Raw genomic sequence first — 19,750 nt, 5'->3', positions numbered from 1 at the left:
TTTTAATTTGTCGTCCTCGTAAGGCGTCAGCCTGACTTCGTCCTTCGCATTAAAAATCTTAAAAATTTTCCTGCGTTTAAGGTCGAAGAGTTTTAAAACAAGAAATTTTGTTTCAGATAAAGAAATATCAAGGATAATACTCTTGTATATCTGAAGAGATTTCTGCAATATGAAACATAATTTATATTTTAAAACCATATGGTGTTCGAGTACTACTGCACTAAGGATACATAAAAATTAATTCCTTTTATAATCATAAACCCTTTTGTATAAAAATGCAATACTTTTTTTATATTAAAAGAATATTTTTTTATTATTTTATCAAACTAAAAACAAATAGATTCTTAAAAGTTTTAATTTTTTTATAAAAAAGGAGAATATATATGGGTAAAATAAATAAAAACGCTGAAAGCAGATACTTCAGCGAATTAGATAGTTTTGGTAATAAACTTGTGGATATAGAGGGAATGAGTAAGAGAAAAGATGTATGGACACATCCTGAAAGCCTTAAGCGAATTTATGAAAAGGACAATGTATTATAGTTGTATAAAATGAATAAATATGCATAAATTAAAAATTATCAAGAAGACATTTTGGCACCTTTAAATTGCCAAACCCTTTTCCAAGCTTAATATCCGGCTTCATATCCCCATGAAAGTCTGAGCCACCGGAAATTATTAAGTCTAACTTTTTGCAAACGCTTATATAAAAATCGCTTTGTTCTTTGGTGTATTCTGTATAATAACCCTCAAGACCATTAAGACCGTACGATTTAAGTTCTTTTATAAATTCTATAAATTCATCTTCATTCATATTAAGATAGTGGCAGTGGGCTAAAATTGCAACACCACCCGACTCTTTAATTACAGATATTGCATCTTTATAGGATATTCTAAACTCATTGGAATATCCTATTTTTCCTTTTCCAAGATATTTTTTAAACGCATCCTTTACAGAGGATGCATATCCTTTATCCACCATAACCTTTGCAATATGCGCTCTTCCAAGGGCATTGCCGGTAGAATATTTTTCTGCTTCCTCTAAGTTTATATCAATTCCTGCATCGTTTAGCCTTTTTATTGTATTTATATTTCTTTTCTTCCTGTCTTCTTTAAACTTATTTGTAAGATTAACTAACTTTTCGCTCTCACAGTCAATATTAAGTCCGACTATATGAAGTTCGCTTGAAAAATCGCAACTGATTTCAATGCCCGGAATAAAGATTATATCCCTTTTTAGTGCTTCTTTTTTCGCCTCTAAGATTCCGTCAATATTATCGTGGTCAGTAAGTGCTACTGCGTATAACCCTATTTCGTCTGCGTGGGCTATAATTTCTTTTGGGGTAAAAGACCCGTCAGAACAGGTAGAATGAGTGTGTAAGTCAATATATTCTCTCATGATAATAATTTCTTAAGTTCAGACATAAATGTATTTATATCTTTAAATTGCCTGTAAACTGATGCAAAACGCACATATGCAACCTCGTCAACATCCTTTAGTTTCTGCATAACAAGTTCGCCTATAACTGTGCTTGGAACTTCTCTTTCTAATGAATTAAGAAGTTGTTGCTCAATTTCGTCAACCATCTGCTCCATCTGAGAAGCAGTAACAGGGCGCTTCTGACATGCAGTAATAATTCCTGCAAGAACTTTTTCACGGTCAAAGGTTTCTCTTGTTTTATTCTTCTTTATTATAACCAACGGAATATTTTCAACCTTTTCGTATGTTGTAAACCTTTGCTGACATTCTAAACACTCTCTTCTTCGTCTTATAGAGTTAGTATCGTCAACTGTACGGGTTTCTATAACTTTGGAATCTGCAAATCCACAAAACGGACATTTCATAATAAACACTCCCTTTAGTTATATTTTAACATATATTATTAAAAAATAAAAGATTAAAAATTTATAAGTTAATAATTTATTCATATTCTTTTCATTATATCATCATAAATGTAATTTATAATTAAACTATAAAGTAAAGAAATACTTTATAACACCCCCCAATAACCCCTTAAATCCCTTTTTTAAAATTATTACCGAAGATTTATCTTTGGTGTGCAAAGCAGTATAATCCCCATTGCTTTGTAAAGAAAAAGAGAAACCTTTTACGGTTTCTCTTTTTTATATAAAAATTTTACAAAAAAATACCTCGGGGAAACCCCCGAGGCATTTAATTTATAAGTTAACTATTTAAAGGTTAATCTTATTTTTTGTTAGCATCGCCAAGATCGATAACTACGCAGATCATGTTTTCTCTGTCATAGTTGTAAACGATTACAACGTCTTTGTTGTTTTCTTTGTAGTTTTCTTTAGTTTCAGCATAAGAGATTGAGTAACCAGCAGATAGTTTGCTGATTTTTGAATCTTTAAGTGTAACTTTAACTGTTGGTGTTCCAGATTTAAATGAAAGTCCAGATTCTGCACCATCAAAGAAGATTTTACCATTTCTGTAATCATCAACTTTACCAGATACTAAGTAACCTGTTTCATCGTCTTTGTAGTCTTCGCCGTAACCAGTTAATTCGCCTTTAGCAGCTGCTTCAACATCTGCTGCTGTAGCAATAATTCTAACTGCACTAGCAAAGTCGCCTTCGTTGTACTGAATTAAAGCACCTTTAGCGATTGCTTTAGAACCTGATTTAGATAGAGTTTCTATATCTGCATCATTTGTTAAGTTAAATGATTTTAATTCGCCGTTAACATAACCTTTAACGATTGAGTATTCATCGCCGTCTTCTGTTTCGCCTTTATTAACTGCATTAACAACCATTACAGGATTTGTAGCTTCAACTTTAGCAGTTGCATTGTATACGATTGCATATACTAATTCATCAGTAGCTTCTTCAGCAATATAAGTGATGTTTGACTTAACTTTTTCGTTGAAAACAGCTTTTGAAGAAATAGAGTAGTTATCTACTTTTCTAACTAATTTGTCATCTTTACTTGCAACGATAACTGAAGAATCAACTATAATTGCATCGTCAATAGATTCATAGTCAGCACTGTATTCAGCTTCATCTTCGTCTACAACATAATAGTCGCTAGCTTTTGCTTCAATGTTAGCTTTATTAATTAAAGAGCTGATTTCACCTGAAGAGTTTGCAGAGTACATAACAAGTTCTGGTGTTGTTGTAACATCAAATACTGTTACATCTTCATCATATACTAATTTATTCTTTGTAGCAGCTGATAAATCAGCTAATTCAACTTCACCTAAGCCATTTAATTCTACTTCGCTATCAAGAGTGAATACATCAAAGTTTCCTTCTCTTGTGTAGATAGTAACTTCAATACCTTCTTCAAGACCGTCAGCAACTTCGATCTGGTATAAGATACCAAATGTTCTAGAAGAAACGTCTAATTCTTTATAGATGATATTGCCCATGATATCTACATAGAAAGTACCTTTGTCGCTAGGTTCAACTGAAACGCCGTCAGCAAGTTTGTATTCTTTGTCGCCGATAACTACTGTTTTACCACTTTCGTCTTCTTCTGTAACAGTACCTTCAACTTTATCAGAAGAGATAATGTATTCAAAGTATGATTTATCTTTAGCATCTACTGATTCAATTACATTGATGATATCGCCAACTTTAATGTCAGCAAATGATAATTCTTTACCATTAACATCTTTTAATGTATAAATCTGGTCTTCGATTTCTTTATCAAAATCATAAATGTCGTTATTTAACTGACCAGTTACACTTTCAGTAAAATCGTTGATTTCTTTAACGATATCAGATTTAACTTCTGTGTAGATTAATACATCATAACCTTTGTTATCTTTGTTATTTTCAATTAATTTAAGAGACTGGATGTTACCAGCAGCGTAAGCGCTTTCAATGTCAGAATAATCAGCTTTTTTTACTGCTTCTACATTCTGATTTTTGTAAACTACTATTTCTTTTGAAAGTTCAACTTCTGTAGCTTTAGATTCGTCAGAAGAAACTTTGTAGTATGTTAAAATACCTTCGTCATCTGCAACTTCTAAATCTAATTCGCCTTCGAACATCTGAGTAGCTGTAAGTTCAAGAACTTCGTTTTTACCAGCTTTAGGAACAACTGCTAAAACAACCATATCTTCATCATTGTAGTCGATGAAAGCTGTTACAGCGTATCCTTTAGGGATAACTAAACCTTCAACTGCATCATATGTTTTTTCGCCTTCTTCGATTCCTGATTTATCATATTCATCGCCAAGGTCTGTAACATTAACTACAACTTTGTTAGCATCTTCAGCTGTGAATCCAACTGGCTTAACTGTAGCGTCAACTTTAGCAACTTTTAAAATTGAAGATAATAAAGTTTTATCAACTGGTTCAAAAGTTATTTCTGAGCCATAACCTTTCTGTTCCATAAGCTGATCATCTAATGCGTTGTAAGCAAGTCTTGCAACGATAGCTCTTGTAGCTTTGTCGCCGATTTTACCAGCAGCACCAACTGTCATGCCAAGAGCGTTAGCTTCAGCCATGTAAGCTGTTGGATAAGCGTCAACAACTCCTTCAAATTTTGGAGCGTAACCTAGAGCTAATACAAGCATTTTAATAGCCTGTTCGTATGTTACTTCATCTTCTGGACCAAAGTTTCCATCGCCGTAACCATTGATAATTCCTTTCTGGTTAGCGATTTTAACGTAACCAGCTGCCCAGTGAGTAGCAGGAACGTCAATAAAGTTTGTAGCAGTTGCAACGCCAGAAGCAGCAACTTCCATGCCTAACATTCTAACAACAACAGCTGCGAATTCAGCTCTTGTAATAGTTTTGTCAGGACCGAATGTACCATCTTCGTAACCTTTTAATAGGCCAAGAGCGGACATAACTGTTACAGCTTCGTTGTAACTTGCATCTTCTTTAACATCAGTAAAAGCTGCGAAGCTAACTGAGCTTAAAGCCATAGCAAGAACGATAACTAAAGCTGCAATTTTCTTTAAGTTTTTCATTTGAGTTTCCTCCCTTATAAAAATATTTTTTTGTTTTCGAAAGAATTTTTTATGCGCCATTCTTTCTTTCGGCGCAAGATAAAACAGAAAGCCTTATCTTTGTTTATACCAATTTTACCAAAGTTTTTTCAAGGTGTCAATGATTGTAACATAATTGTAATGATACTGTATCTTTTTTGACTTTTTATCCTTTTTGCAGGATAAACTCCCTTGTTTTACACCCTTTTGATAAATCTTTTAAAAGAATAAAAAATATTTTTCATTCTTTTTTAAAAAAGGCTCTTTTTTCTGTTCGAGAACATTCTATTATAACTTTTTTAAAAAATCAACCTTTTTTACACAATTGAAATATATCCGTAATTATTTTAAAATTATGGAAATAATTGTGTAACAATTTTACAGTTACCTTTTATATTCTATAATCATACCGTGTGCTTTTTGTTTTTCGCAAACGATTACCTTAAACTTTTTATTATAAGGAATATGAAATAATGTATTTTGCCCTAATTTAATGAGTTCTTCGTCAATTTCCAAAATACATTCGTTATCATCAAAGGAATATATAAATCTTTCACTTAGAGTATTTTTGTTATATTCTTTTATCTTAGGTGTTCCTAAATTCAGAGTTTCAATTTTAATACACGGAACAATACCCTCTTCTAATATTTCAAAATTTTTATTTTGGACATAATTTTTAAAGTATGGAAGTTTCAAATTGTTTTCTTCTTTGATGTTTATGACATTTATTTCAAGAACAACTGAATCGTCCATCGATTTTATATTAATATCTTCTTTATGGGTAAACGCACACACGCCTTTTTCATAAAGAGTATTATCGTCATTAACACAAACAGCACCGTGGCATACAATAAATATGCGATAACCGTTTTCGCTTTCTTTAATTTCTAAAGATTCTGCGTCTTTAATATGATGAACAAAGGTTTTAAGGTCATCTATTTCTCTTTTTAAAACTCTTCCCAAAGTATTATCCACAGTTACTAAGGAATATTTAGAGTTTTCCATATAAAAATGTAAGAACCACGCTTTTGAGAATGCCTTGTTAAATGCTTTTTCAGTATTTTCAACTAAAACTGAGTAAACTTCAAGCAAACGCTCAAAATAAAAGATTGTAAGTATAACAAAAACTATAAATGCACACAGTATGCCTGATATATTAAGTAAACTCTCAGAAATTTTAGAATTATTATAAAACATCTGGTTAATTCCCAGAAAAACCATAATGGATGTTATAAAGGAATGGATAAGATAATAAATTGTTTCTCCGCTGAAGATATTTCCTTTATAAAAGTCCAGTCTTTTATATTTATTATTTTTTTTGTCTATGTATTTTTCGCCTTTTTTAAAAAGACAACTGTAATAAACTGCCTGAACTGTTTTTTTATCGATAGACCCCTCTTTAAAACTCATAAGGCATGTAATTGCCTGGCAGCATAACCAATATGATTCTTTATAGATACGGTATCTTTCTATAATTAAGGCAAACATCCAGCCTATTATGGCAAGGGCGATAAATATTGCGCCTTTTGCGATATCCCCTATACCTGCAGTAGATAGTGCGAATGGCACAAGAAATGAAAACATAGCAAGATAAAGAGTAAAAATCTGGTCTCTTTTTGCCTGTTGCAGAGTCATTTCCTCTACACATCTCTCATAAAGCATTGCTAAATCATACTTTGGCGAGTCAGATATTTTATCATTCACATAATATTTATGCTCAAATATTTCAGAAACATTTTTCTTCTTTTTTATAAAAGGCCACATTTTATTTTCCCCCTTTAATTCACGTTGCGTAAGCAACATATCGAGCCGCAAGGCATATCGAGTTGTGTCAGGAACATATCGAAAATCTCGCAAGAGATTTATATCGCTGATTTCATCTTCGATGAAATCATTATATCACATTACATTCATTTTTTCAATGACAACAAAAAAGAAAGCAGATATAAAATCTGCTCTCTTTATATGTGAATATTTAATTATTCAACGATTGCTGTAACAGCACCAGAACCAACTGTTCTACCACCTTCACGAATAGCGAATCTTAATCCTTCTTCGATAGCGATTGGTGTGATAAGTTCAACAGTCATTTCAACGTTATCACCAGGCATACACATTTCTGTGCCTTCTGGTAATGTGATAAGACCTGTAACGTCAGTTGTTCTGAAATAGAACTGAGGTCTGTAGTTGTTGAAGAATGGTGTATGTCTACCACCTTCGTCCTTATTTAGAACGTAAACCTGAGCCTGGAACTTCTTGTGAGGAGTGATTGAACCTGGTTTAGCAAGAACCTGACCTCTTTCGATTTCAGTTCTCTGAACACCTCTTAGAAGAACACCGATGTTATCACCAGCTTCAGCATAGTCAAGAAGTTTTCTGAACATTTCGATACCAGTAACAACAACTTTTCTTGATTCGTCTGTTAAACCAACGATTTCAACTTCTTCAGAAACTTTTAACTGACCTCTTTCAACTCTACCTGTAGCAACAGTACCACGACCTGTGATAGAGAATACGTCTTCGACAGGCATTAAGAATGGTAAGTCAGCTTTTCTTTCAGGTGTAGGGATGTAAGCGTCAACTTCAGCCATAAGTTCAAGAATACAAGCGTATTCTGGAGCGTTTGGATCAGTAGATGTAGATTCAAGAACTTTTAGACCTGAACCTTTAACGATTGGAGTATCATCTCCAGGGAATTCATATTCAGAAAGTAATTCTCTGATTTCCATTTCAACTAATTCTAATAATTCTTCGTCATCAACCTGGTCAGCTTTGTTCATGAATACAACGATGTAAGGAACACCAACCTGACGAGATAGAAGAATGTGTTCTTTTGTCTGAGGCATTGGACCGTCAGCAGCAGAAACAACAAGGATAGCACCGTCCATCTGAGCAGCACCTGTGATCATGTTTTTAACATAGTCGGCGTGTCCAGGGCAGTCAACGTGAGCGTAGTGACGGTTGTCAGTTTCGTACTCAACGTGAGCTGTAGAGATAGTGATACCTCTTTCTCTTTCTTCAGGAGCCTTATCGATATTATCGTAAGCTGAGAATTCAGCCTGGCCCTTTAAACTTAAAACTTTTGTAATAGCCGCTGTTAAAGTTGTTTTACCATGGTCAACGTGACCGATAGTACCAATGTTAACGTGGGGCTTAGTTCTTTCGAATTTTGCTTTTGCCATTGTAATTTCCTCCCTTATAGAAAAATTTGTATTTACATTATAATAAATTTTTTAGTAAAATGCAAGACTTTTATTCGGCTTTATTAGTTCTTGCAGAAATAATTTTTTCACCAACTGATTTTGGAACTTCTTCGTAGTGAGATGGTTCCATAGAATAGTTACCTCTACCCTGAGTTTTAGAACGAAGGTCTGTAGCGTAACCAAACATTTCAGATAGTGGAACGAACGCATTGATCTGCTGAGCGCCCTGACGAGCTTCCATACCTTCAAGTCTACCTCTTCTTGAGTTGATATCACCGATAACGTCGCCCATGTAATCTTCAGGAACAACAACAACAACCTTCATAATAGGTTCTAGTAGAACTGGTTCAGCCTTTTTAGAACCTTCTTTGAATGCCATTGAACCGGCAATTTTAAACGCCATTTCAGATGAATCGACTTCGTGGTAAGAACCATCGTATAATACAACCTTAACGTCAACTACGTTATAGCCTGCAAGCACACCGCTTTCCATAGCGCCCTGAACACCAGCGTCAACAGCAGGGATGTATTCCTTAGGAATAGCACCACCGACAATTTTGTTTTCAAAACTGTATCCTGTGCCTGGTTCCTGAGGGATAAGTTCAAGATGAACATGACCGTACTGACCTTTACCACCGGACTGTCTTGCGTATTTGTGTTCAATTTTAACAGGTTTTCTGATAGTTTCTTTGTAAGAAACCTGAGGTTTACCAACATTTGCTTCAACTTTGAATTCTCTTAACAATCTGTCAACGATAATTTCAAGATGAAGTTCACCCATACCTGCGATGATAGTTTGACCTGTTTCATCGTCTGTGTATGTTTTAAATGTTGGGTCTTCTTCAGCAAGTTTGGAAAGGGCAATACCCATTTTTTCCTGACCTGCTTTTGTTTTAGGCTCAATGGCAACTCTGATAACTGGTTCAGGGAATTCCATTGATTCTAATATAATCGGATGGTTTTCATCACATAATGTGTCCCCGGTAGTTGTGTTTTTGAAACCAACACCGGCAGCGATATCACCAGAGTAAACCATTTCGATATCTTCTCTGTGATTAGCGTGCATCTGAAGAATTCTTCCGATTCTTTCTTTATTATTCTTAGTAGAGTTAAGCAGACCGGAACCTGATTTTAAAGTACCGGAATAAACTCTGAAGAAACAAAGTCTACCAACATAAGGGTCAGTCATAATTTTGAATGCTAACGCTGAGAAAGGAGCGTTATCATCAGCAGGTCTGTCTTCTTCTATTTCTGTTCCAGGGATGATACCTTTAATAGCAGGGATATCAACCGGAGCAGGCATAAAGTCAACAACTGCGTCAAGAAGTTTCTGAACACCTTTGTTTCTGTAAGAAGTACCACATAGTACAGGAACAATTTTGTTATCAATTGTAGCCTGTCTTAATACTTTCTTAATTTCGTCAGTTGTGATTTCTTCGCCTTCTAAATATTTCATCATAAGGTCTTCATCAAGTTCAGCAACTGATTCTAAAAGATTATTTCTGTATTCATCTGCTTTATCTTTCATATCCGCAGGAATTTCTTCCACACGCATATCATTACCCATTTCGTCATAGTATACATCGGCATTCATTTCAACTAAGTCGATAATACCTTTGAATGTATCTTCTGAACCGATAGGTAACTGAATAGGAACAGCATTACAAGATAATCTGTCTTTCATCATGGATACAACGTTATAAAAATCTGCACCCATAATGTCCATTTTATTAACGTAAGCCATACGAGGAACCCCGTATTTATCAGCCTGACGCCATACGGTTTCTGACTGTGGTTCAACTCCGCCCTTTGCGCAGAATACAGTAACAGAACCGTCAAGAACTCTAAGGGAACGTTCAACTTCAACTGTGAAGTCAACGTGTCCAGGAGTATCTATGATATTGATTCTATGACCCTTCCATTGAGCTGTGGTAGCAGCAGAAGTAATTGTAATACCTCTTTCCTGTTCCTGTTCCATCCAGTCCATAGTTGCTCCACCCTCGTGAGTTTCACCAACTTTATGAACTCTACCTGTGTAATATAAAATTCTTTCGGTAGTTGTGGTTTTACCAGCGTCAATGTGTGCCATAATACCAATATTTCTTGTTTTTTCTAAACTAAATTCTCTTGGCACAAACATTTCCTCCTATTTACAAAGTAAATATATAAGGCCCATCCGGTATAAAACCGGATAGATGACCTAATCTTCATACTAATACTCTTTGGTAAAAAGTTAAAATTACCATCTGTAATGTGCAAAAGCTTTGTTAGCTTCAGCCATTTTGTGAGTATCTTCACGTTTCTTAACTGCACCACCTGTACCGTTAGCAGCATCAAGGATTTCTGCAGCAAGTCTTTCACGCATTGTTCTTTCATTTCTGTTTCTTGAATAAGTTGTTAACCAACGTAATCCAAGAGTCTGTTTTCTTTCAGGTCTAACTTCCATTGGTACTTGATAAGTAGCACCGCCGACTCTTCTTGCTTTTACTTCAAGAAGTGGCATAATGTTGTTCATAGCCTCGTTGAAAACTTCAATAGCTTCTTTACCTGATTTTTCTTTTACAATGTCGAATGCATCATAAACGATCTTCTGAGCAACACCCTTCTTACCGTCTAACATTATGTTGTTAATTAGTTTTGTAACAACTACATCATTGTAAAGTGGATCAGGCAGAACTTCTCTTTTTGGAATATTACCTTTTCTTGGCACTTTACTTCCCCCTTTCGCAATAAATGGTTATCGCAGGTACTCAATGACAAATTCACTGTTAGCACTTTTTAATGCGCTTATCAAATACGTATATATATAATAAGAACTTTAACGAAATACTTCTAAAATGCCAAAGTATTCCGAAAAATCTTGTTATTTATCGCATAATAAACTAAAAAGCACTAAGACACCTATAACCTTTTAATAATTTTAATTAGTTTAGTTTTTAGCTGACATTATTTAGCAGCTTTAGGTCTTTTCGCACCGTATTTAGACCTGGACTGGTTTCTGTTAGCAACACCTGCGGTATCAAGTGTACCTCTGATGATATGGTAACGAACACCAGGAAGGTCCTTAACTCTACCACCTCTTATAAGAACAACACTGTGTTCCTGTAAGTTATGACCGATACCAGGAATGTATGAAGAAACTTCGATTCCGTTTGTAAGTCTTACTCTGGCAATTTTTCTTAAAGCTGAGTTAGGCTTTTTAGGTGTTGTAGTTTTAACTGATGTACAAACACCTCTCTTTTGTGGAGAACTCTGGTCAGTAGGTAGTTTCTTAAGGGTGTTTAAACCTTTCTGAAGAGCAGGAGCAGTAGACTTTTTATTAAGTGACTTTCTTCCTTTTCTTACCAACTGGTTAAATGTAGGCATCTTTTTATTTCACCTCCTATGTTTAGTATATATATCTAAAGTTTACAAAAGTAAAAACTTTAAATCATTTGATAATTACAGCACAGGCAGCGCCGATATTTATTCCACACGCCTTGCCGAGTTCTATGGATGTTTCGATAAATTCTATATCAATACCCTTTTTCTCATAAAGGTCTTTAACAACCCCTGTAAGCGCAGGGTCAGCATCCTTTGCAATAAACAGTTTTAAGACGATATCCTTATCTATCGCCTTTAATGATTGCTTTATACCAACAAGTTTTTTTGAATTTTTTAACTCATCAAGCATTTTAAAACCTCTTAGGCGGGAATTCTGCCATCGCAGAATCCCACCAATTTAATATTTTAACCTATTATTTTTAAAAAGTCAACAAGTTTTTTATTCAGCAATTTCTTCAGTTTCTTCCACTTCATCTGAATTTATATGATAACCGAAATCTCTGTAAATATTCATACCTGTACCGGCAGGAATAAGTTTACCGATAATAACGTTTTCTTTTAAGCCGATAAGCGGATCGCATTTACCTTTGATGGCTGCTTCTGTAAGAACTCTTGTTGTTTCCTGGAATGATGCTGCAGAAAGGAATGAATCTGTTGCCAAAGATGCTTTTGTAATACCTAAAAGCATTACACTGCCCTTTGCAGGAATTTTTCCTTCTTTTATAAGTTCTTCATTTACACTTGCAAATTCCAATGTGTCAACAAGGCTTCCTGTTAAGAATGAAGAATCACCGTTATCTTCAACTTTAACTTTTCTCATCATTTGTCTTACGATAACTTCAACGTGTTTATCGTTGATATCAACGCCCTGATTTCTGTAAACCATCTGAACTTCTTTTAATAGATATTTCCATACTGCTTCAGGACCCTGAACTCTTAATATATCGTGAGGATAGATTGAACCTCCGGTAATAGGGTCGCCTTTTTTAATAAAGTCGCCGTCTTTTACCTTTGTTTCATATCCGTAGGCTATCTGATATGTTTCTGCCTGACCGTCTTCTGCAGTAACTGTGATTTCTCTCTTCTTCTTAGATTCAGAATAAGAAACTTTACCGTCAAGGTCAGAAATAATCGCAAATTTCTTAGGTCTTCTTGCTTCGAATAATTCTTCAATTCTTGGAAGACCCTGAGTGATATCGTCTCCCGCAACACCACCAGAGTGGAAGGTTCTCATTGTAAGCTGAGTACCAGGTTCCCCGATGGACTGAGCAGCGATAATACCAACAGATTCGCCTATATTAACTTTTTCGTTAGTTGCAAGGTTTTTACCGTAACACTTAGCACATACACCGTGTCTTAAGTGGCAACCAAGCACTGAACGTATTTTAACTTCTTTAATACCTGCATCGCAGATTTTCTTAGCGATGGCTTCATTAATCATAGTATCTTTATCAACTAAGATTTCGCCTGTTTCAGGATGAACAAGGTCTTCTAAAACATATCTTCCTCTTAATCTTTCTTCTAAAGATTCCAATACTCTGTTTCCGTCCATAATATCATTTATAATGATACCTTCGTCGGTTCCACAGTCGTCAGCACGGATAATTATATCCTGAGATACGTCAACAAGTCTTCTTGTTAAGTAACCTGAATCGGCAGTTCTTAACGCTGTATCGGCAAGACCTTTTCTCGCACCACGGGTGGAGATAAAGTATTCTAATATGTTAAGACCTTCACGGAAGTTCGCTCTGATTGGAATTTCAATAGCCTTACCTGTTGTGTTAGCCATAAGACCACGCATACCTGCAAGCTGTCTAATCTGGTTAACACTACCCCTCGCTCCTGAGTTCGCCATCATAAAGATAGGGTTGAACTTGTCAAGACCGTTCATAAGGGCTTTTGTAACCTTATCGGTAGTTTTTGTCCACTCTTCGATAACAAGATTATATCTTTCTTCGTCAGAGATAAGCCCACGTCTAAACTGTTTTGTAATTTCCAAAACGTTCTTTTCTGCTTCGTCGATAAAGCCTTTCTTTTCGCCCGGTACAACCATATCGGATACACTTACTGTTACAGCACCTCTTGTAGAGTATTTAAAACCAAGGGCTTTAATCTCGTCAAGAACGCTTACTGTATCAGTTGTGCCATGCTCTCTTATACAAGCATCGATAATTTTACCAAGCATTTTTTTATCTGCAGGAACTGTAATTTCAAGGTCGAAATAAGTTTCAGGAAGTTTACCGTCAACTATTTCTCTGTCTTTAAACTTAAGGTCCTGAGGAATATTTTCATTAAATATAATCTGTCCAACGGTTGCATCAATTATTTTTGACTGCATTACACCGTCAACTTCTTTATATGCTCTTACTTTAATAGGAGCGTGAAGACCAACTGCCTTATTGTCATACGCAAGAATTGCTTCTTTAAAATCAGCAAATACCTTACCTGTACCAGGTTCGTTTTCATCTACAACTGTAAGATAATAACTACCTAAAATCATATCCTGTGTAGGAACTGTAACAGGTTTACCGTCCTGAGGTTTTAATAAGTTATTAGCAGACAGCATTAAGAATCTTGCTTCAGCCTGTGCTTCTGCAGATAAAGGAACGTGAACTGCCATCTGGTCTCCGTCGAAGTCGGCGTTATACGCTGTACAAACAAGCGGATGAAGTTTTAATGCTCTTCCTTCAACTAAAACAGGTTCAAATGCCTGAATACCAAGTCTGTGAAGTGTAGGAGCACGGTTTAGTAAAACTGGATGTTCTTTGATAACTTCTTCTAAGATATCCCATACTTCGTCTTTAACTCTTTCAACCATTCTTTTTGCGCTCTTTATGTTATGAGCCTTGCCTTTTTCAACAAGACATTTCATAACGAAAGGCTTGAATAGTTCAAGTGCCATTTCTTTTGGAAGACCACACTGATAAAGTTTAAGTGTAGGCCCTACAACGATAACTGAACGTCCTGAGTAGTCAACACGTTTACCAAGTAGGTTCTGTCTGAAACGTCCCTGTTTACCTTTTAGTAAATCAGAAAGAGATTTTAAAGGACGGTTACCAGGTCCAACAACAGGTTTTCCGCGTCTGCCGTTATCAATAAGGGCGTCAACTGCTTCCTGAAGCATTCTCTTTTCGTTTCTTACAATAATGTCAGGAGCGTGTAATTCAAGTAACTTTTTAAGACGGTTATTTCTGTTTATAACTCTTCTGTATAAGTCATTTAAATCACTTGCTGCAAATCTGCCTCCGTCCAACTGAACCATTGGTCTTAAATCAGGCGGAATAACAGGAACAACATCAAGTATCATCCATTCAGGTTTATTTCCTGAAACTCTGAAGGCTTCAACTGCTTCAAGAGTTTTTATAAGTTTGATTTTTTTCTGACCTGATGCAGTCTGGATTTCTTCTTTTAAATCCTCGCTCATTTTATCAAGGTCAACTTTTTTAAGAAGTTCTTTAATGGCTGCAGCACCCATTCCAGCGCTGAATTTATCGCCATACTTTTCTCTTGCTTCTCTGTATTCTTTTTCTGAAAGAATTTGTTTATCCATAAGGTTTGTTTTACCTGCATCGGTAACGATATATGATGCAAAGTATAAAACTTTTTCCAAAATTCTTGGTGTGATATCTAAAAGTAATCCCATTCTGCTTGGTATTCCTTTGAAATACCAGATGTGAGATACAGGTGTTGCAAGTTCAATATGCCCCATTCTTTCTCTTCTAACTTTAGAGCGTGTAACCTCAACTCCACATCTGTCGCAGATTACTCCTTTATATCTGATTCTTTTATATTTTCCGCAGTGACATTCCCAGTCTCTTTGTGGACCAAATACTTTCTCGCAGAACAAACCGTCTTTTTCAGGTTTCTGAGTTCTGTAATTTATGGTTTCAGGTTTTTTAACTTCACCGTAAGACCACTCTCTGATCTTTTCAGGGGATGCCAAGCCGATTTTTATTTTTTCAAAACTGTTAAATTCAACCATTTAAACTGCTCCCTCCAATTCTAATTTGAGATTTTGCATAAAACTAATTGCTTTCTTCTTCCAAGATAGCATCAATATCATCGTCATCATCAACTAAGATATCGTCATTTAATTCTTCGTCGATATCATCTATTATATCTTCATCAGCAAAATCTAAATCTTTTTCATCATCCATATCTTCGTCTTCTGCCATTCCTTCTCCTGATGCGTAATCGATAAGATCTTCTTCAGATTCTATCTTACGAGGTGCAGGAACAACATCGTCTTCTGTGTCTTTTAAGTTGATTTCTTCATCGTTTGCGGCATATACTTTCATATCAAGGCCTAAACTCTGAAGTTCCTTAATAAGAACTTTGAATGATTCTGGAACGCCAGGGCGAGGAACATTTTCCCCTTTAACGATGGCTTCGTATGTCTTAACACGACCAACTATATCGTCAGATTTAACTGTAAGTATTTCCTGAAGTGTGTATGCAGCACCGTATGCTTCAAGTGCCCAAACTTCCATTTCCCCGAATCTCTGACCACCGAACTGTGCTTTACCTCCAAGAGGCTGCTGAGTAACAAGTGAGTATGGACCGGTAGAACGCGCATGTATTTTATCATCAACCAAGTGATGAAGTTTTAACATATACATAATACCAACAGTAACACGGTTATCAAAAGGTTCGCCTGTTCTTCCGTCATAAAGAACAGTTTTACCGTCTTCATCATAACCTGCTTTTACCAATGTTTTAGCAATATCGTCTTCGTTTGCACCGTCAAATACAGGTGTTGCAATATTCCAGCCTAATGCTCTTGCAGCATAGCCTAAGTGAACTTCAAGCACCTGACCGATATTCATACGGCTTGGTACGCCCAATGGGTTAAGAACGATATCAAGTGTTGTACCGTCTGGTAAGTAAGGCATATCTTCTTCAGGAAGAATTCTTGAGATAACCCCTTTATTACCATGACGACCAGCCATTTTATCCCCAACAGAGATTTTTCTCTTCTGAGCGATGCTGACTCTTACTATCATATTAACGCCTGGAGCCATTTCGTTGTCGTTTTCTCTTGTGAATACTTTAACGTCAACAATTATACCTGCTTCACCGTGAGGTACTCTTAAAGATGTATCTCTTACTTCTCTTGCTTTTTCGCCGAAGATTGCACGAAGAAGTCTTTCTTCGCTTGTAACTTCTGTTTCGCCCTTAGGAGAAACTTTACCAACTAAGATATCGCCAGGTCTAACTTCAGCACCAATACGGATAATACCTCTTTCGTCAAGGTCTTTTAATGCATCTTCCCCAACGTTAGGAATATCTCTTGTGATTTCTTCTGGGCCAAGTTTTGTATCTCTTGCTTCGGTTTCGTATTTTTCTAAGTGGATAGATGTGAACACATCTTCTTTAACTATTCTTTCGTTTATAAGAATAGCATCTTCGTAGTTATAACCTTCCCAGGTCATAAAGCCTATCAACACGTTTTTACCAAGGGCAACTTCACCGTTTGAAGTAGATGGCCCGTCGGCAACAACCTGACCTTTTTTAACCTTTTCGCCGCATTTAACGATAGGTCTTTGGTTGATACATGTAGACTGGTTGGAACGTTTGAATTTAATCAAATCATAATCGTAAACTTTTTTATCTTTGCCTGTGATTGTGATATGGTCGCCGCTAACCTTTGTAACAGTACCATCACATTCAGCAAGTACAACAACGCCTGAATCAACTGCAGCAGAATATTCCATACCTGTTGCAATGATTGGGGCTTGTGCTTTAAGAAGAGGCACACTCTGACGCTGCATGTTTGAACCCATCAGAGCACGGTTAGCATCGTCATTTTCAAGGAACGGAATCATAGCAGTAGCAACGGACACAACCTGTTTAGGAGAAACGTCCATATAGTCAACTTTTCCTGCTTCGATTTCCATAAACTCGTCTCTTCTTCTAACGGTAACTCTGGAATTAACAAATTTACCGTCTTTATCAAGAGGCTCATTCGCCTGAGCGATAATGTAGTTATCTTCTACATCTGCTGTCATATATTCAACTTCAGTTGTAACTACCCCTGTTTTCTTATCAACTTTACGGTAAGGCGCTTCAATAAAGCCATATTCGTTAACTATACCATATGTTGATAAAGAACCGATAAGACCGATGTTAGGACCTTCAGGAGATTCGATAGGACACATACGTCCATAATGAGTGTGATGAACGTCACGCACTTCAAATCCGGCTCTGTCTCTTGACAAACCACCAGGACCTAATGCAGAAAGTCTTCTCTTATGAGTAAGTTCTGCAAGCGGGTTGGTCTGATCCATAAACTGAGAAAGCTGAGAATTACCGAAGAATTCTTTAACTGCTGCAACTATCGGTCTTATATTAACAAGACTCTGAGGAGTAACAGTATCCATATCCTGCTGGGTAATCATTCTTTCTTTTATTGCTCTTGCCATTCTTGTAAAGCCAACTCTTACCTGATTTTGTAAAAGTTCGCCAACTGAACGAAGTCTTCTGTTTCCAAGATGGTCGATATCGTCCTGATTTCCGATACCGTATACTATTGTAAGATGATAGTTGATTGTTGCAAGTATATCTTCAACAGTAACATTTTTAAGAATTAAAGATTTTTTATTTTTATAGATTAAGTCAAGAGTTTCTTCTTCTGAAAGTTTGTCCGCCTCTGCCTTATCCATAATTTCTTTTAATACAGAATATTTAACCTTTTCATTGATAATTTTTGTATCTGCGTTTTCAAAGAAATATCTTATATCACAAGAATCGTTAGACATAATTTTAACTTCTTTTTGTTCCTGAGTTAAAACTGTGATAACGTTTACAGGAGATTTATCAATAACTTCTATTATCTCTTTGTCTAAAACTTCTCCTGCACATGCTAATATTTCGCCTGTTGCAGGGCAGATAACATCACTTGCAAGTACTAAGCCTGATGCTCTGTTTTCAAAAGATAATTTTTTATTGAATTTATATCTTCCTACTCTTGCAAGGTCATATCTTCTTGGGTCGAAGAATAAATTATTTATTAAAGACTGAGCACTCTGAACTGCAGGAGGCTCTCCAGGTCTTAATTTTTTGTAGATTTCAAGGATACCTTCTTCGTAATTTGTTGTGGTATCTTTATCAAGTGTTGAAAGAATCAGAGCGTCTTCCCCAAACATTGCTCTTATTTCTTCATTTGTTTCAGTATTTAATACTTTACGCAAAACACCGTCTTCATCTATCTGATGGGACAATGCTCTTAAAAGAACTGTTGCAGGAACTTTTCTTGTTCTGTCAATTCTTACACTGAAAACATCGTTAGTGTCAGTTTCAAATTCTATCCATGCACCACGGTTAGGAATCATAGTGGAAGAAAACAACTGTTTTCCGGACTTATCTCTGACCATAGCAAAATAAACACCCGGAGATCTTACCAGCTGGCTGACAATAACTCTTTCCGCGCCGTTTATAATAAATGTACCGGATTCTGTCATAAGAGGGAAATCACCCATAAATATTTCCTGCTCTTTAACTTCTCCTGTTTCTCTGTTAACTAATCGTACCTTTGCTCTTGTGGGAACCGCATAGGTTGTTTCTCTGATTTTTGTTTCTGCCAGAGAATATTTTGGTTTATCATCAAATCTGAAATCGTAGAATTCAAGATAATGAGTGCTACCACTTGCACCTTTATCCTTAACAGGATCGTATGCACCGATATCAGGGCTAATAGAACCTATTTCTTCCATAACCTCTTCGATACCTGCAGTAGTAAACCAATCATAAGATTTTTTCTGAACTTCGATCAAATTTGGTGGTGCCAATACTTCATCGATTTTCGAAAAATTGATTCTTTCAATCTTTCCGTACTTAACCGGATGCGCCACATTTATCACCTCATCATTTTTTTGGGGAATTTACTTAAAAAATTTATAAAAAATATTTTTTTCTGAAAGATTGTTTTTAAAAAGACTGTCTTCCCTTTTAACAAACCCTTTTAAATGCCTAATCCTGAGCCTTTTTTCCAAAAAAAGGCGAAAATATCCCATTAAATCGTCTTACCATCTTATCATAAATATTTAAAGGTGTCAAGTAAAAAAATAAATTTTTTTACAATAAAATTAAAAGGACTCATATGATATCGTCATATGAGTCCGAGGATAATAGACCGTCCCTTGCCTTTTTATTGTGTGATTTTAAACAGTTTATAAAAAAGATGATGGTTAAACTAAAAAAGGGTAATAATCACCAAAAAGTGATTATTACCCGTAAGCCCGAAGCTTTATGTGATACCCGGATAG

Annotated in this window: 12 protein-coding genes; 1 reads left to right on the top strand and 11 read right to left on the bottom strand. The window is 35.8% G+C overall.

Annotated features, from left to right (window positions below; genetic code table 11):
* The first annotated feature begins 383 nt into the window (after positions 1-383).
* On the top strand, positions 384-542 hold the full coding sequence (locus IKZ35_06280; protein ID MBR4893564.1) for a hypothetical protein: 159 nt from the start codon (positions 384-386) through the stop codon (positions 540-542).
* 28 nt (positions 543-570) lie between these two features.
* On the opposite strand, the gene IKZ35_06275 is transcribed toward IKZ35_06280, so the two are convergent.
* From IKZ35_06275 to rpoB, 11 genes are all read right to left on the bottom strand, one after another.
* Entirely contained in the window at positions 571-1,398 is an 828-nt protein-coding gene (locus IKZ35_06275; GenBank protein MBR4893563.1) for a PHP domain-containing protein, read from the bottom strand.
* Complete coding sequence (nrdR, locus tag IKZ35_06270; GenBank protein ID MBR4893562.1) at positions 1,395-1,844, bottom strand: transcriptional repressor NrdR; 450 nt, start codon at positions 1,842-1,844, stop codon at positions 1,395-1,397. The genes IKZ35_06275 and nrdR overlap by 4 nt, the downstream gene beginning before the upstream one ends.
* 361 nt (positions 1,845-2,205) lie before the next feature.
* Positions 2,206-4,941 (bottom strand): S-layer homology domain-containing protein, encoded by a 2,736-nt coding sequence (locus IKZ35_06265; GenBank protein MBR4893561.1) that lies wholly within the window; start codon positions 4,939-4,941, stop codon positions 2,206-2,208.
* A 402-nt stretch (positions 4,942-5,343) separates the two neighbouring features.
* On the bottom strand, positions 5,344-6,723 hold the full coding sequence (locus tag IKZ35_06260) for a hypothetical protein (protein ID MBR4893560.1): 1,380 nt from the start codon (positions 6,721-6,723) through the stop codon (positions 5,344-5,346).
* A 215-nt stretch (positions 6,724-6,938) separates the two neighbouring features.
* Positions 6,939-8,141, bottom strand: coding sequence for an elongation factor Tu (tuf, locus tag IKZ35_06255; GenBank protein MBR4893559.1), 1,203 nt, complete (start codon positions 8,139-8,141; stop codon positions 6,939-6,941).
* A 70-nt stretch (positions 8,142-8,211) separates the two neighbouring features.
* The gene (fusA, locus tag IKZ35_06250) at positions 8,212-10,296 is read right to left on the bottom strand and encodes an elongation factor G (GenBank protein MBR4893558.1); all 2,085 of its coding nucleotides are present in this window, start codon (positions 10,294-10,296) and stop codon (positions 8,212-8,214) included.
* A gap of 105 nt (positions 10,297-10,401) precedes the next feature.
* Positions 10,402-10,872 (bottom strand): 30S ribosomal protein S7, encoded by a 471-nt coding sequence (gene rpsG / locus IKZ35_06245; GenBank protein MBR4893557.1) that lies wholly within the window; start codon positions 10,870-10,872, stop codon positions 10,402-10,404.
* 236 nt (positions 10,873-11,108) lie between these two features.
* Positions 11,109-11,528, bottom strand: a complete 420-nt coding sequence (gene rpsL, locus IKZ35_06240) for a 30S ribosomal protein S12 (protein MBR4893556.1) — start codon at positions 11,526-11,528, stop codon at positions 11,109-11,111.
* 64 nt (positions 11,529-11,592) lie between these two features.
* Positions 11,593-11,835 carry a ribosomal L7Ae/L30e/S12e/Gadd45 family protein gene (locus tag IKZ35_06235; GenBank protein MBR4893555.1) on the bottom strand — a complete coding sequence of 81 codons (243 nt, stop codon included), beginning with the start codon at positions 11,833-11,835 and terminating at the stop codon, positions 11,593-11,595.
* Between the two features lie 90 nt (positions 11,836-11,925).
* Entirely contained in the window at positions 11,926-15,468 is a 3,543-nt protein-coding gene (rpoC, locus tag IKZ35_06230; GenBank protein ID MBR4893554.1) for a DNA-directed RNA polymerase subunit beta', read from the bottom strand.
* Between the two features lie 43 nt (positions 15,469-15,511).
* Positions 15,512-19,336: a DNA-directed RNA polymerase subunit beta gene (gene rpoB, locus IKZ35_06225; protein MBR4893553.1), complete on the bottom strand. Its 3,825-nt coding sequence runs from the start codon at positions 19,334-19,336 to the stop codon at positions 15,512-15,514.
* Positions 19,337-19,750 lie beyond the last annotated feature (414 nt).

It is taken from the genome of Clostridia bacterium (assembly GCA_017554615.1).
Taxonomy (GTDB): Bacteria; Bacillota; Clostridia; order UMGS1840; family HGM11507; genus SIG450.
Note: the sequence above shows the minus strand (reverse complement) of the source record. Positions and strands in the feature narration are given on the sequence as shown.